Below are 15,878 nucleotides of genomic sequence, written 5' to 3'. Positions count from 1 at the left end.
CGAGCTAAATTTTTTGATTTATGGAATAGTAAAGCTTATGCTCGATTACTTGAAAAAGCCTTCTCAGAAGCATCAATGTTGCCTGAATTACAGCAAAACATGTTAGCAAGATGGATTATTGATGAATTATGGGCTGAAAAAAAATGGGATTCGCTGTTTTCTGAAACAGAAGATTCATTAGCTGAATTGGCAGATGAGGCTTTAAACGAACACAAACAAGGCAAAACGCAAGTGATGAATTTGGATGAGTTGTGATTTCCCGAACAACTGAAAAATTCAGGGCTTTGTTTATTCCTTTGCCTAATACGGTTAAAGCTCAAGCAAAAGAAGCATATCAACAGTTTAAAAGCGATCCTTATCACCTAGTCTGCAATTTAAACGTGTCCACTCAAGTAAGCCGATTTATTCAGTAAGGATAAATTTGGATTACAGTGCGGTTGGAATCATACAAGACAATGAAATCATCTGGTTTTGGATGGGCTCCCATAATGTTTATGAAAAATTGCTTAAAAAGCTATAGGCAAGCCACAAAGGAGTAACAATGAGCAACCGGAACACATGTTTGATCTTTGCCCACCGTGGCGCTAATAAAGAAGCCGCCGAAAATACCCGAGCGGCCTTTAATAAAGCATTGGAATTTCCGATTGACGGTATTGAAACCGACGTGCAGCTGAGTCTGGATGAGGTACCTGTACTTTGGCATGACTGGCAGCTGGATAAGCTGGGCCATCCGGGAAAATGCATCGACGATTTTAATTTCAAGCAGCTTGAACAAATGGATTTTGCCGGATATTGCTCATCCGATGCGTTATCGGAAGGCGCTTTAAGCCTTAAGGAGTTTATCGACACTTATCGGGGGCGTTGCGGTTTGGATATTGAGCTTAAAAGCCGCGACGGGGAATCTGATCAGCGGTTGGAAAGTAAGATATTGAAAATACTGGCCGTCATCGGCACATCGGCTACCGATGGCGTGTTTATTTCCTCATTCAGTCTGCCCGGGCTGATTTTTGCCTATCAACACGCACCGGACTTACCGCTATATTATTTGCTGTCCGGTCACCACACTCAGGCCGATATTGAGCAGTTCCTGAAAGATTACAGCTTTTTGGCCGGTTTCTGCCTGCCCATCGATATCCATAATGATTCCATTGCAAGACTTTTGCGGGAGCAAGGCAAAAGTGTCGGCGTTTATACCTGCAACAGTGAGCCAGAGATTCAAAAAGCGCTGGATCTGAAGGTCAATATCCTGATTACCGATTACCCGCAGCTGGCATTGCAGATACGAGATTAGTGAAGCGGGACTTTGCGCAGTTGGCCGGGCAGCATTTTGATGTGTTGGTTTGCGGCGGTGGTATTTATGGCGCCTGGACAGCGTATGATGCTGCGTTGCGTGGGCTGAAGGTAGCTATCGTCGATCAGGGCGACTGGGCCTCGGGTACCTCATCGGCTTCCACCAAATTGATACACGGCGGGCTGCGCTATCTGGAATCGCTGGATTTCAAATTGGTTAGAAAAGCCTTACGCGAACGCGAGATGTTAAAGAAAGCCGCACCGCATCGTGTTTGGCCTCTGCGTTTTGGCATTCCGGTTTTTAAGGATAACCGGCTAAACAGCATTCGCTTGAAACTCGGCTTAATGCTGTATGATTTTTTTGCCGGAATGCTTAGCTCCGATCAAGCCCACCGTCATTTCAATCGGGTCGCATTTGCGGAGCGATTTCCCTGCCTTGATCCGGTCTTATTAATAGGCGGCTTTACCTACGCCGATGCACAGACTGACGATGCCCGTTTGGTTCTGGAATTGATTGATGGTGCGTTATCGGCTGGAGCAGTCGGTATGAATTACTGCAAAGTGACTGGCTTTATTAAAGATGGGGGAAAAGTCTCTGGTGCTAAAATTCAAGACAGGGTTGGCGGAAAAATCGCCGAGGTATATGCCCGTCAAATCGTTAATGTAACTGGGCAATGGACGGCTGAAAGCGGTTGCCGGTTAACTAAAGGTGTGCATTTGATCTTGCCTAAAGTACTGGGCAATGAAGCGTTGTTGTTGACCGCGAAATCGGATGGGCGGGTGTTTTTTATAATTCCGTGGTACGGTCTGACGCTGCTGGGTACTACCGATACCGATTATACCGGCGATGTCGATCAAATCGGTGTAAAAGCAGATGAAGTCGATTATCTACTGACCGAAGCTAATCATGTGCTCAATATAAAGTGGACTGAGGCCGACATTATCGGCCGTTATGCAGGGCTGCGCGTTTTGAAAGAGAATTCAAAAGCAATGCCATCTGCGCTCAGGCGCGACTGGGAACTGAAAGTTGCCGATAGCGGTTTGCTGACTTCCATCGGTGGAAAAATCACTTCAGCGCGTGAGGATGCGGCTCAAATTGTCAATACACTTTGTGAAAACCTAGGCAGCAATGAACCATGCAAAACTTACGGCAGACCATTTCCGTGGTTGCCGGATGAAGATTACCGGCTATGGGCAGATGCGGCTTTGCTCAAAGCCGTAACATTGGGCATAGATAGGGAAAGCGCCCAATGGCTCATACGGCGACACGGAAAACGCGTGTCGATGATTTTTCAATTAATCGAGCAAGATGCTGCGTTGGCACAGCGGATAATACCCACGCTGCCTTTTATACTCGCCGATTTAGTGTTCTGTGCCGATAATGAAATGGTTGTACATCTGGACGATCTGCTCAGACGGCGGATTCCATTGTTAATTTTGGCAAAAATGACTCAGTCCGAGCTACGTTATCTAGCCGAAATGGCAGCAAGAACATTGGGCTGGGATGAGGTTACTTTAACTAACAAACTTGAAATATGCGTCAAAAAATATGGGCTGCAAGAAATTCATTTCGACCGCTTTTTAGAGCCTTGAACGACTGTATTAATGATTCATTGAAGGAAAAAATTCATTAATATCCATACGTATTTTTACGGTGCTTTATTTTTCTTTAAAGGCTATTATTGCGGCTTATTATAAATTTTAAAGATATCGTAATGATCCACCCAAAGACTTCTTTCTTGGTATTAGCGTGCGGTAACGAAAGATACTAGAAATGAAACACATCTTGTCTATCTTCTTTATTTTTTCTGTGTTTATTACCGGAGGTTACTGGTCCGCCCATTCTGATGAGGGATCGGTTATCTATTTTTATAATCCGGAAACAAATATCAATAATTTTGCCACGCTAAAAACAGCTTTTGATACGTATTTGGTAAATCATGGTGGTTATTATTTCCAGCCTTTTGATCTTAGAGAAAATTTTGAATCGGTAATCAAGGAAAAAAAAGGCGATGTTTTTTTATTATCCAGTTGGCATTTAAAGGCATTACAGCAAAAAAATATACCGCTGAAAATTGCCTTGGTCGGCACGTCAAAGGGCAACACCATGCAAAGGAAGGTATTAAGTACGAAAAAAGACATTACCGATGTCGCTATGCTTAAAAATACCGTGGTTGCAGGTGCAGGAAGTGAAGAATACATTCACAGCGTGTTAAAGCAAATACTCGGTAAAGAGCAGGAGGCTCTGCTTAAAGATATAAAAATACTCCTCGTGCCTAAAGACATCGATGCAATTATGGCGGTGGGTTTTGGAATGGCGACTGCCGCCATCTCCGCAGAAAGTAGCTTAGACAAACTGGCAATGATTAATCCCAATCAATTTCGAGAGCTACATGGCTTGGGTTTTAGCGAGAAAGATTATTTATTAGTCGCGGCAACATTAAAAAAACCGGAGCAACAAGAAGCACAGCTACTTGAAGTGTTACGAAAAATGTCGGAGGCCGATGCAGGTGAAGAAAATTTAAAATTACTGGGGATAGATGGTTGGAGGGCAATGCAATGAAATGCTTCAATAATCGCCGCACGTCTTATAAAGACGGGAACCCACTATGAAAATAATAAATTTTTGTAAGGTCTTAATCCTATTGAGTGTCTTTTTGGTTAACACCGGATTTGCCCAGCCGAGTAAAGTTCTGATTGTTAATAGCGATAATAGTGTTTTCCGATATGAAGCAATCGCTACGGAATTCAAAAAAGTCATACAGCAAAGCGGTTATCAATGGACCGAGTTTAGTTTAAACAGTCGCTCCAATGCTGAAGCGGAGCTGAAACAGCTTATTCAACAAGAAAACCCTGAGCTTATTTATTGCATAGGAACCAAAGCTTATTCGTTAGCACGTAATTATGCTAATAACAAGAAGTTGTTATTTTCAGCTGCTATTAATTGGCGCAGATTGGATATTGGCGAAGGAACTTATGGTGTAGCCAATGAATTGTCGTCAGCGCAAGAAATATCGTTATTACGATATTTTTTTCCAACGATTAAAAATATCGGCTTGCTCTACAACGATAAATTTAGCCGGGAATACGTAGAAACCATTAAAAAAGATGCCTTAGCATTAGGTATAAATATCATTAATCAGCCCATCAATGATGCGCAAGAAATAGGTGAGGCACTCAATGAATTATTGCCGAAAATAGATATGTTCTGGATTATTTCCGATCCGGTTCTTTTAAGCAGCAAAGCGTCGGTACAGCAAATTTTTCAATCGGCGCAACAACAAAAAAAGCCTGTTTACGCCTACAGTGACGTGTTTATAGAACAAGGAGCGGTTTTGACAATTTCTGCCGATCTTGCAACGATCGGACGGCAATCGGCAAGTTTGGCCCTGATGATGGATAAGGATAAAGTGCTTGGAGGAACCGTGCAAAGTCCTGCGGGTTCAACAGTTACTTTAAATAAATGTGTTCTTGAGGCATTGCGGCTCAAATTTAATCAAGATGCGCTGGATTCGGTTAATAAAATCGTGGGGTGTGGCAAATGATTAAATATTTATACACTCTGTTGGTAGGTGCATTGGTCTTGAATTCGAGTGCTTTTGCAGATGCATCTGCACAGAATGATGATCTGGAAAAAGAATTGGCCTATCTCGCCGCAGAAAGGCAAGTTGTGGTTACAGCCTCGAAAATAGAAGAGCATGTGGACAAGACTATAGCCACAACTACCGTTATTACTCAAGACGATATTGCGCATATCGGCGCACGTAATTTGTTGGATGTGCTGCGTTTGGTTCCGGGGATCGGTATTACTCAAACTCAGTTTGGATTTCGTGAAATTGAAGTGCGCGGTGTTAAAACATTGGCGTCTGAAAAAGTACAGATTATGTTGAATGGTCATCCATTGGATCATAACCTGCAAAATGCCGGTAGTGTCTGGGTTTATGATGATTTGCCGGTTGATACAATTAAACGCGTGGAAGTGGTGCGCGGACCGGGCTCGGCTTTATATGGCGCGAATGCTTTTCTTGCCGTCATCAACATTATTACCCAAAATGCCAAGGATTTGAATGGCGTGCAAACTTCAGCCGGTTGGGGTAGTTTCGACACCCAACAATACCGGGCATCCTGGGGCAAGCAATTTGATAATACCGCTGAAGCCGCGTTGCATTTTAATTTTGCCGATACCAACGGTATCAATTCGCCGATTCCTGCTGACAGTTTGAGCATTCAGGGAATCAATTCTTCGGCTCCCGGTAGAAGCCAGCTTACTGAAGGTCGCTACGACTTGGAATGGCAGTTAGGATTCCAGGACTTTAAACTGGACGGGCGTTATATCAATAAAAAAATGGGCACATTTTTTGGTATATCATCTGTTCTTAGCGATGATAGAACTCAACAAAATTATAACGATTATTTCCTACGCTTAAGCAGAACTTGGAAGATTAAAGATAATTTCACGGTAGACACCCAAATATTTCACGATTTTTTTAGTGCAGATAACACATGGCAACTTGCTTCTACCCAATTTAGTCGTACCGGCTTTCAGGACACTCGTACAGGCGGTGAAATTCAAGCTAACTACCATATCAGCGATAGACAAACCATAATCAGCGGTTTTTCTTATGCAAAAGAACGGCAGGGTGACCTCATTGATCAGTTAGGACTCGATCCGGCGCACTTGACGCCGACACTGCCTACTACAGAAGAAAGAACACGCAGACGTTGGGGAGTTTATATTGAAGATGTCTGGGATCCGTTAAAAAATGTACGAATGACCTTGGGGGCTCGCTATGACCGATACAGCGACTTTGGTGGCACATTCAATCCCAGAATGGGTTTTAATTGGGAATTTATTAAGAATTATTCTCTGAAATTTTCTTACGGTACCGCTTATCGAGCGCCTGCCTTCGGTGAACTCGGTCTTGTCAATAATCCTGTGTTATTTGGCAATTCAATGCTTAAACCAGAGGAAGTTAAAACCTTTGAAACGGGCATTATCGCTCATCCTGTGGTGGGTTTGACAACTCAGGCTACGTATTATCATTCTGCAATTAATCAAATTATCTCGCCCGTTTCTTTTCAAACGACGGCTTTGCATTACGACAATAATGGCAGCGTGGTTGCCGATGGTGTTGAATTGGAGGCCCGTTATGATTTCAATGGCGATCTGCAAGGGTCTTATATCAGCGCCAATCATGTTTTACAGCATAGCGTTCAGCTTGGTCAACAGTTAGCGGATGTACCGCGGCATCGCACCAACCTGATAGCAAATTGGGCATTTGACAATACCTGGAGTAGCTTTGCCCATGTCCTTATCAAAGGCAATACATTGCGCAATTTAGGCGATACTCGCAATGATGTTCCCGGATACGCCTTATTGGATGTGGGCTTGCTGGGGAAAAATATGTTCGGTAAAAAAGTAGACATTAGTTTTAATGTCTACAACTTATTCGATAAACGTTATTACGATCCGGCTCCCAGTAGCTTGAGTTTTATCGGCGATTATCAGATGCCTGGAAGAGTGTTTTTTGGGCATGTCAGCCTGAAATTTTAATTAAGGAACACGCATATAGAGAGGTGGATTGCCTTTCGGCTAATCCACCTACAGATTAGAATTTTAATAGAAATAGAACATATCGATTCTCCATTCAAAAAGATTATGTGAAAAACTCACTGGTTATGAGCATCGGTTTGCCCCATATCAAAAACGCAATCAGGAGGGGCGATCCTGAGTGTCATCTAACAAGTTATTCCCTATGTTTTGTAATTCGAAACTAAATCCGACAGGGCGACATAGCTATCGGGAACAGGTACATGATCTTCAGGGAATGCAGCCAAAGTCTCTTCAATATTTGATAAAAACAAGTCAACAAGCACAGTATCTTGCAACTTTTCAGAAGCACATAGTCCAATAATACCAATTGCTGTCCCTAATGGTATATGTTTGGGGTTTTTTTCGGAGTCACTATTTATATCGGCATTCGACAAGGGTTGAGCATCGTTCTTGGCAAGAAAATTTATTGAATCAGGACCCATAGCAACATAGCATTTTTTTGTTGCATTCCATGCCAATAAACTTTCATTTTTATAATAGATAAAAAATGTTTCATCTTTATTTGATACGGTAATTTTCCCGGCGTCAAAACCGCTTATTTCTCTCTCTTCTTTGTTGCTAATAATGCCTTCAAATAATGTATAGCTAGTGACTGGAAAGCTACTCAAAAGCTCCATGAATTTATTATAGTTCCTGGATTCAATCATATTTCGTCCCAGGTTCCATGCCAGTCCTACTGTCCATTGATTAAATTTAGCCCAATTTTCATCGGAAAAATTTGAACAATTTAAATCAGCTCCTTGCATCGGATAACATGCCAGACCAGCTGTGCTGTTATTTGACTTGGCGAAACGCCGCGCTTGGTTTTCCGCATCTATCGCATCATTTACCTGTACGATTATTTTTTGATAATGTCCTGATTCGTCTGTATCTGAAGTTAAGATAACAGGATTTATAGGTAATTTATTAATGTTGAAGAGCGTCATGCTCAATTCCGGCATTGCCCTGCCACAAGGATCTCCATTAATTATCTCAATTCCTTTTCGAGCTGAAATTATAAAAGGGATTAGGACATTAATTGCACCCATTTCAACCGGTATTAAATAACCCAACGGTTTTTCGCCGGAATGAGTTAAATAATTATTCATTTCCAAGAAAGCATTTAATGACGCGGTTTGCCCGAAACCTTCAAATACCTTATCAGGCGAGCCTAAGCCTGCTACAAAAGCTATGTTTTTATTTGCCTCAAGGCTATCAGGATTTACATAATGCATAACATCGGCGTCGTGAATCGTTTCGTCCATAAAAAGCAAAGCCAATCCAATTGATCCGCCGCCGCCGGATGCTAAAAAACACGCGCCATACACGATATAGCTAATGTCTTTTTTTGTTAATTGATAATTGCCGGGGCCAAAGTATTTTATTTTGTAGTTACTTGCATCGACTTTTTTTACCTGTTCTCTTTTATTAATAGATGATTTTTCAATTGAAATATCATTAAGCATAAAAAAACTCTTCCTTAAAATTAAATGAATTATATTTATCTCGGTTGAAGCTTATCTTCGTCAAATATAAAAGAAATATTGGGTTGACTTGGATAAAATATTCTTAACAGGCTAAGGGGGATATTGTAAGCTGTAACGTCAAAAATATGCTGCAAAAGCTGACATAAAAATTAACCGCTGCTATTTTCAGTATTTGCAGACAACGCGATTGATCCTTTATCACATCGAAAAATACCCATTAATTAAGAGATCTTAAATTATGCAAATAGACTTTCAATCTCCCGAATTTATAGCGAATCCTTATCCGGTTTATGCCAGATTGAGAGAAGAAGCTCCAGTCTATCAATTAGAGCCTGGGGCTTGGTTAATAACGCGTTACTACGATGTCGAAGACTTATTGAAGAGTCCTCTTTTAAACAAAGACATACCTTCTATGTTTAATCAACGTTATGGCCGAGATATGAGTGATGAACCTGTTTTTCGTATTCATAATAAGTTCTGGGCATCAATGGATTCACCTCTTCGACGTAAGCTGATCGTCAAAGCACTTAATGCCAGTAAAATAACTGAGGTTCGTGCTCTGGTTCAAAAAAGCGCGGAGCAGTTGGTAGATAAATGGATAGATTACGGACAAGCCGATTTAATGAATGTTTTTGCTTGTCCGTTACCTGTGCAAGTTATTTGCAATATGCTTAATATCGAGCTTGAACAGAATCTTGATTTTTTGGCGGAAACTAAACTTCTTCTGAGGCCTGCTGAATCTGATCTGCTTACTGCTGAAGAGCTCGATGTTGCCAATGCTGGAGCATTACGATTGGAAGATTTTTTTAGCAAAATTTGTAAGCAAAGACGCGAAAAACCGGGTAACGATCTGGTTTCACAATTACTGTCAGCCGAGGAAGATGGAGAGCGTTTAAGCGAGGATGATATTATTTCCAATCTTATCATACTGTTTGTGGCTGGGTACGGAACTACCGCCAACGCATTATGCAACACTTTACGTTTGTTGTTTCTTTATCCTGATCAAAGGGAATTGCTAATCACTAAACCAGAGCTTCTATCCAAAGCCGTAGAGGAAGGTTTGCGTTTTAGCTCTTCGGCGCCACTTACCTTTCGTACCGCTATAGAATCGTTCGAATTTAATGGTGTTCAGATTGCGGCTGGAGATGCGGTCTATCTTGCTCTTGATTCGGCAAATCATGATCCAGAAGTGTTTATCGATCCTGATCGTTTCTGGATTGAGAGGCCGACGACTGTTAAAAAGTTACTCTCTTTTGGCTATGGTGGTCATTATTGCTTAGGAGCAAAGTTGGGAACCATAGAGTTAGAAGTCGCGGTGGAAATATTATTCCGCCGATTGCCGAATTTGACTATCGATAATGTAGATCAGTTAAAGTGGGAACAGACTTGGGTAGTTAGAAGCCTGGAATCTTTACCCGCAAGATGGTAGAAAAATATCTTCTACGATAGCTAAGGAGTATTATCGGGCTGGTTTATAGAGTAACCCATATTGAAAAACGTGAATTTGGCACAAGGATGATTTCTTAGACTTCTACCCTTAAACAAGAAGGTGGCATGAATAAAACACCTTATCCCGATGATTGGCCCGATATAGATACCAAGCTCTACAATAGATCGGTCAAGCTGTTTAATGCCGTCAAAAACATGCTGAGCGTCCGGCTTGATCTGCATGCCGATCCTCAGGTTGTTTTGGAAGGCGACATCTTCTTGTTCAATCACTTTTCCCGGTTCGAAACGTTCATACCGCAGTTTCTTATTTACGAGAAAACCGGGGCTTACAGCTGCGCAATTGCCTCAGGAGAATTCTTTAAGGAAGATAATGTACTGTCCCGGTACTTAAAACATGTCGGCGTTTTTCCTCATGATCATGAGCGGCTGTTTCCGTTACTCGCCGGGCAAATTTTACGCGGCCGTAAAGTCATTATTTTTCCTGAAGGCGGCATGGTAAAAGACCGGCGGGTTATCGACAAGCGCGGTCATTACAGTATTTATTCCCGTATCACCGGCAACCGGCGCAAATTGCATACCGGGCCTGCTGTGCTGGCTCAGGGCTTGGAAACCTTTAAAGCGGCTATCCGCCACGCCCATAGTCAAAACGATGCTGCGCTGCTTCGGCAGTGGAAAGATGTCTTGCAAATCGATAGCGTCGATCAGCTGATAGCCGTTGCGAATAAACCGACGCTGATGGTTCCCGCCAATATTACTTTTTATCCGATTCGCTCCTCTGAAAACCTGCTGTTTAAAAGCGTTGAATTATTTTCTGACGGCCTGAGTTTGCGCCAATCCGAAGAATTGCTGATTGAAGGCAATATCATGTTGAAAAATACCGACATGGATATACGCATGGGTGCCCCGATTAATCCTTGTACCGTCTGGGACTGGCGTACCCGATATTTGGTCAATGACATTGCCCCGGAAATTAATACGATAGACGACGTGTTTGTGCTGAATTCCAGGCCTCAAAATTGGCGGCAACGTTTATTAGGAACGTACTTTACAAAAAACGCCCAAACGTCACGCGATCGATACATGCATGGAATTTACGCCAATGTCACTGTCAATTTAAGCCATCTGGCGTCAACGCTGATTATGCATTACATCGGGCAGGGGAAGACGGATATCGAAAAAGACAAGTTTTATCGTATCTTATATATCGCTATCAAGAGCCTGCAAACCAGCACCGCCATTCATCTGCACCGAAGCCTGCTCAATCCCGATGATTATAGCGACCTGTTTAAGGCCACTAACAAGCGTTTCGAATATTTCATCTGCGTGGCAAAAGAAGCCGGTTTGATCAGCGAAAATGAAAACTGTTACCGGTTTTTGCCCAAGCTTTGTATTGAATCCGATTTCGACAGTATCCGCCTGGAAAACCCGATAGCCGTTTACAACAATGAAGCTGCCCCATTGCATATCGTTTGCGATACGCTGATCGAGGCTATAGCCGAATGCGGCAATGCCGATAAAAACAAGCTGGCCGCCTGGCATTTTGAAGATGAATGCCGGAGCTTGGCATGGGAGAAGCAGGCTTATTCAAAACCATTATTTGCCGACATCAACAATGAAGAAGTCGCTGTCGCCGACCCCACGCCTTTTTTCATCCAGCCGCCTGTTCTGAACCGTGACGAAGGGGAACTTGCCAATGGCTTCGGCGTTTTGCTGGTTCACGGGCTGCTCGCCAGTCCCGCTGAATTGAGAGCTTATGGCGAATACTTGGTTAAACAGGGTTACACGGTATTGGGTATCCGGCTAAAAGGCCACGGCACGTCGCCTTATGCATTACGCGATCAGAGTTGGGAGGATTGGTACGGTTGCGTGCAACGAGGGTTCAATATCCTCAAAGTGCATTGTTCGCGTATCTTTGTTGTGGGTTTTTCCACCGGCGGCGCATTGGCATTAAAACTGGCCTCTGAACACTATCCTGAAATGATCGGCGTTATCGCAGCTTCGGTGCCGCTAAAATTCGTCAATCCCGCTTTTATGCTGGTGCCGTTGCTGCATGGTACCAACAAGCTGGTCGATTGGGTTTCGGCCAATGAAGGCGTAAAGCCTTTTATTGATAATGAACCGGAACATCCCAATATTAACTACCGCAATACGCCGGTCAGGGCGCTTTATGAACTGAGGCTGTTGATTGCGCAGTTTGATGACTTTTTGCCGCAGATTAGCCTGCCTGTACTGATTATGTATGGTGACGAGGATCCTATCGTTTCTGCCAAAGGAGCGCCGATCATTATGGATAAACTGGGTTCCGAACATAAGCGGATGCATGCCGTTAAATCCCATCGCCACGGTATTTTAATGGAAAATATCGACGGTGCCTGGGGGGTGATGGACGATTTTTTGAATGAATTAACTGCCGACAATGAAATAAAAATGTAGTTTTAATATTTTTATTTCCTCATGAAGGCATGAAGAACACGAAGTTTCTACCTTGGCTTTTTGCTTCGTATCTTCCTGGCGATGCTTTCGTTATTTAAAACAAATAGATAGGAGGCAATAAAATGAAAAACGTAGTGATTGCAGGATATTGCAGATCGCCTTTTACTCCGGCGCAAAAAGGCCAACTGGCTAAAGTCAGGCCGGATGATCTTGTCGCACAGGTCATCAGGAGTTTAATTAATGATACCGGTGTTGTCCCGTCGGATATTGAGGATTTAATTTTAGGTTGCGCCTTCCCGGAAGGCGAACAAGGCATGAATTTGGCGCGTTTAGTCGTTCATCTTGCCGAGCTGCCTGTTACCGTAGCAGGCACCACCATTAACCGCTTCTGCGGCTCCTCAATGCAGGCCATACATAATGCGGCAGGAGCGATTCAAATGAATGCCGGTAAAGTATTTATCTGCGCCGGTGTTGAATCGATGAGCCGGGTGCCGATGGGCGGCTTTAACTACCTGCCCAATCCTGACCTTTATAAATCTTATCCTCAAGCCTATATCGGCATGGGCGAGACCGCGGAAAACCTGGCCTTGCAATATCATATCGACCGTCTGGCCCAAGACGCTTTTGCATTAGCCAGCCAGCAAAAAGCGGGAGCGGCCCGGCAAAACGGATTGTTCGCCGCTGAAATTATTCCCATTAAGCGAGCTGACGGCGAAACCGTTCAATATGACGGCTGTATCAGGGCGGATTCAACGCTTCAGGGATTATCCGAATTGCAACCGGCCTTTGTTAAAAACGGCAGCGTGACGGCCGGAACTTCTTCGCCGTTAACCGATGGCGCTGCCGCGGTGCTGGTATGCAGCGAGGCATACGCAGATGAACACGGTTTGGAAAAACTGGCCCGTATCAAGGCCATTGCAGTGTCCGGTTGTGAACCTGAAATCATGGGCATCGGGCCGGTCAGCGCCAGCCAAAAAGCCTTGAAGCGGGCCGGTTTGACTTTGCAGGACATCGATATAGTCGAGCTGAACGAAGCCTTTGCCGCGCAATCCTTGGCAGTACTTCATGACTTACCCCTCTCTTCGGAAAAGCTGAATCTGGACGGTGGCGCGATTGCTCTAGGCCATCCGCTGGGCGCATCAGGCGCCAGAATTACCGGCAAAGCCGCCAGCCTGCTGAAACGGGAAAATAAGCAGTTCGCTCTCGCCACCCAATGCATTGGCGGCGGCCAAGGCATAGCGACTATTTTGGAGGCTATCTAATGGACATTAAAAAAGTTGCGGTGATTGGCGCCGGGGTCATGGGCGCCGGTATTGCCGCCCATATTGCCAATGCCGGAATTCCTGTTTTCTTGCTGGATGTTGTTCCTAAAGATAGCGATAACCGGAATAGTATTGCCGAATCGGCGATTGCCAAGTTACTCAAAGCCGAACCCGCAGCATTTATGCATAAGAACTATGCCCGTTTAGTTACGCCAGGCAACATTGAAGACCATCTGGACTGGTTGAAAGAGGTTGACTGGGTCATTGAAGCCGTGATTGAAAATCCGGTCATCAAGCAGGAACTTTACCGGAAACTGGATAGCATCTGTCGCCCCGACACCCTGATTTCATCGAATACCTCGACATTGCCCTTGAAGCTGCTGACCCGGGATATGCCGGACAGTTTTAAACAGCGCTTTATGATCACCCATTTTTTTAATCCGCCCCGCTATATGCGGCTGCTGGAACTGGTTTCATGCGTCGAGACCCGGCCGGAACTGGTTGATGCGGCAAGCCGGTTTGCCGACATTTATCTGGGTAAAGACAGCGTTACCTGTAAAGATACGCCGGGATTTATTGGCAACCGCATCGGTATTTACTGGCTTCAATTGGGCTTGCTGGAAGCGATTAAACTGGGATTAACTGTCGAACAGGCTGACGCGGCGATGTCTACACCGTTCGGTATACCCAAAACCGGCATCTTCGGTCTGCTGGATTTGGTCGGACTCGACCTGATTCCTCATGTTCTGGGCAGCATGAAACTGGCCTTAGCCAAAGAAGATGCGTTTCATCAGGTCAACATTATTCCGCCATTGGTTCAAGCGATGATAGCCGACGGTTATACCGGTAGAAAAGGCAAAGGGGGTTTTTATCGCTTGAATGAGGTGAATGGAAAACGCGTTAAAGAATCCATTAACCTGCAAACCGGCAGTTATCAGCATAGCGAAAAATTCGACTTGCCGGAATTGCCCAAGACGCAGGATGAGCTCGGCGGCATGGATGCAGGAGGTAGAGCAACGCAGGGAGCTGATACTGCTAGGGCATTTTTGTCCGGTGATGATATGAGTTGCCGGTTTGCTTGGCAGGTGCTGTCCAATACGCTGGTTTATAGCGCCGGGCTGATTCCCGAGATTGCCGATGACATTGTTTCTGTCGATACCGCGATGCGCCTGGGTTATAACTGGAAATACGGCCCGTTCGAACTGCTGGATCGTATCGGGGTGGATTGGTTCGTTGACCGATTGCTCGCAGAAAACCGTGAAGTGCCGCCGTTGCTGGTTAATCGCCAGAGCCTGTATCGAGTGGATTCAGGCAGGCGTTTGTTTGTCGATTTAACCGGTAATTATCAGCCCGTCCGCCGAACCGGCGGCTTATTGCTGTTATCCGATATTAAATTGTCGGCTCCGGCCGTGCTGGAAAACCCGTCGGCCAGTCTCTGGAATATTGGCGACGGCGTTGCCTGCCTGGAGTTTCACAGCAAAATGAATACGCTGGATATGGATAGCCTAGAGATGGTTCGGCAAAGCGTCGAAAAGGTCAAATCCGATTTTTCTGCGTTGGTCATTCATAACGATGCCGACAACTTTTCGGCCGGGGCTAATTTAACCTTACTGGTGCAGGCTATCCATAGCCAAGATTGGCCTGCGGTTGAACAATTGATCAAGCGGGGGCAACAGACCTATCTGTCCCTGAAGTATGCACCGTTCCCGGTAGTTGGCGCGCCTTCCGGTCTGGCTTTGGGCGGCGGCTGCGAAATATTGTTACATTGCGACGCGATTCAGGCCCATGCAGAACTGTATATCGGTCTGGTCGAGGTGGGCGTTGGATTGGTTCCGGGTTGGGGCGGCTGCAAGGAATATTTGCACCGCTGGCTGGGATTTTCGAGACGACCCGGCGGCTCGATGCCTGCTATCGCCCAGGCTTTTGAAACGATCGGCATGGCAAAGGTGTCCAAATCGGCGGCGGAAGCCAAGGAGATGCTGTTTTTATCCAGCACTGACAGCATTACCATGAATAAAGACCGCTTATTGGCTGATGCCAAAGCCAAAGCATTGCTGCTGGCGCGAGCTTATACGCCGCCTGAACCCGCCAGTTTTCAGCTGTCCGGCGCTAGTGCCAGGGCAGCAATGGATGTCGCGATCCACAACTTAAAGCTGGCCGGCAAGATAACAGATTATGACGTGGAAATTTCGCAGCAACTGGCAGACGTGCTCAGCGGTGGCCTGTGCGACATCACCGAGCAGCTGACCGAAGATGATTTATTAAATCTGGAGTTGAATGCGTTTTTGCATTTGGTTCAGCAGCCGGGCACTTTGGCAAGGCTGGAGCATCTTTTAAAAACAGGTAAGCCATTGCGTAATTGAT

Annotated in this window: 12 protein-coding genes; 11 read left to right on the top strand and 1 reads right to left on the bottom strand. The window is 44.8% G+C overall.

Features of this window, described 5'->3' with window-relative positions; translation table 11 throughout:
- The first annotated feature begins 75 nt into the window (after positions 1-75).
- The 7 genes from V7051_RS06440 to V7051_RS06415 all read left to right on the top strand — a co-directional run bounded on the left by V7051_RS06440 (position 76) and on the right by V7051_RS06415 (position 6,844).
- On the top strand, positions 76-255 hold the full coding sequence (locus tag V7051_RS06440; RefSeq protein ID WP_333874114.1) for a hypothetical protein: 180 nt from the start codon (positions 76-78) through the stop codon (positions 253-255).
- A gap of 112 nt (positions 256-367) precedes the next feature.
- On the top strand, positions 368-520 hold the full coding sequence (locus tag V7051_RS24625; RefSeq protein WP_442919632.1) for a hypothetical protein: 153 nt from the start codon (positions 368-370) through the stop codon (positions 518-520).
- A 21-nt stretch (positions 521-541) separates the two neighbouring features.
- Entirely contained in the window at positions 542-1,291 is a 750-nt protein-coding gene (locus tag V7051_RS06435; protein ID WP_333874113.1) for a glycerophosphodiester phosphodiesterase, read from the top strand.
- Positions 1,291-2,883, top strand: a complete 1,593-nt coding sequence (locus tag V7051_RS06430; protein ID WP_333874112.1) for a glycerol-3-phosphate dehydrogenase/oxidase — start codon at positions 1,291-1,293, stop codon at positions 2,881-2,883. The genes V7051_RS06435 and V7051_RS06430 overlap by 1 nt, the downstream gene beginning before the upstream one ends.
- A 181-nt stretch (positions 2,884-3,064) precedes the next feature.
- Positions 3,065-3,853 (top strand): PhnD/SsuA/transferrin family substrate-binding protein, encoded by a 789-nt coding sequence (locus V7051_RS06425; protein WP_333874111.1) that lies wholly within the window; start codon positions 3,065-3,067, stop codon positions 3,851-3,853.
- Between the two features lie 46 nt (positions 3,854-3,899).
- Positions 3,900-4,835, top strand: coding sequence for an ABC transporter substrate-binding protein (locus V7051_RS06420; protein WP_333874110.1), 936 nt, complete (start codon positions 3,900-3,902; stop codon positions 4,833-4,835).
- Positions 4,832-6,844, top strand: a complete 2,013-nt coding sequence (locus tag V7051_RS06415) for a TonB-dependent receptor plug domain-containing protein (protein WP_333874109.1) — start codon at positions 4,832-4,834, stop codon at positions 6,842-6,844. The genes V7051_RS06420 and V7051_RS06415 overlap by 4 nt, the downstream gene beginning before the upstream one ends.
- Before the next feature lie 200 nt (positions 6,845-7,044).
- Here the strand turns inward: V7051_RS06415 and V7051_RS06410 are convergent, their stop codons facing one another.
- Positions 7,045-8,349 (bottom strand): DUF917 domain-containing protein, encoded by a 1,305-nt coding sequence (locus V7051_RS06410; protein ID WP_333874108.1) that lies wholly within the window; start codon positions 8,347-8,349, stop codon positions 7,045-7,047.
- A 259-nt stretch (positions 8,350-8,608) separates the two neighbouring features.
- Between V7051_RS06410 and V7051_RS06405 the strand changes: the two genes are divergently transcribed.
- From V7051_RS06405 to V7051_RS06390, 4 genes are all read left to right on the top strand, one after another.
- Positions 8,609-9,799 carry a cytochrome P450 gene (locus tag V7051_RS06405; protein WP_333874107.1) on the top strand — a complete coding sequence of 397 codons (1,191 nt, stop codon included), beginning with the start codon at positions 8,609-8,611 and terminating at the stop codon, positions 9,797-9,799.
- A gap of 125 nt (positions 9,800-9,924) precedes the next feature.
- Entirely contained in the window at positions 9,925-12,252 is a 2,328-nt protein-coding gene (locus V7051_RS06400) for an alpha/beta fold hydrolase (protein ID WP_333874106.1), read from the top strand.
- Positions 12,253-12,374: 122 nt separating this feature from the next.
- The gene (locus V7051_RS06395) at positions 12,375-13,514 is read left to right on the top strand and encodes a thiolase family protein (RefSeq protein WP_333874105.1); all 1,140 of its coding nucleotides are present in this window, start codon (positions 12,375-12,377) and stop codon (positions 13,512-13,514) included.
- Complete coding sequence (locus V7051_RS06390) at positions 13,514-15,877, top strand: 3-hydroxyacyl-CoA dehydrogenase/enoyl-CoA hydratase family protein (RefSeq protein ID WP_333874104.1); 2,364 nt, start codon at positions 13,514-13,516, stop codon at positions 15,875-15,877. The genes V7051_RS06395 and V7051_RS06390 overlap by 1 nt, the downstream gene beginning before the upstream one ends.
- Position 15,878: the final 1 nt, after the last annotated feature.

It is taken from the genome of Methylobacter sp. (genome assembly GCF_036845245.1).
GTDB lineage: Bacteria > Pseudomonadota > Gammaproteobacteria > Methylococcales > Methylomonadaceae > Methylobacter_A.
Note: the sequence above shows the minus strand (reverse complement) of the source record. Positions and strands in the feature narration are given on the sequence as shown.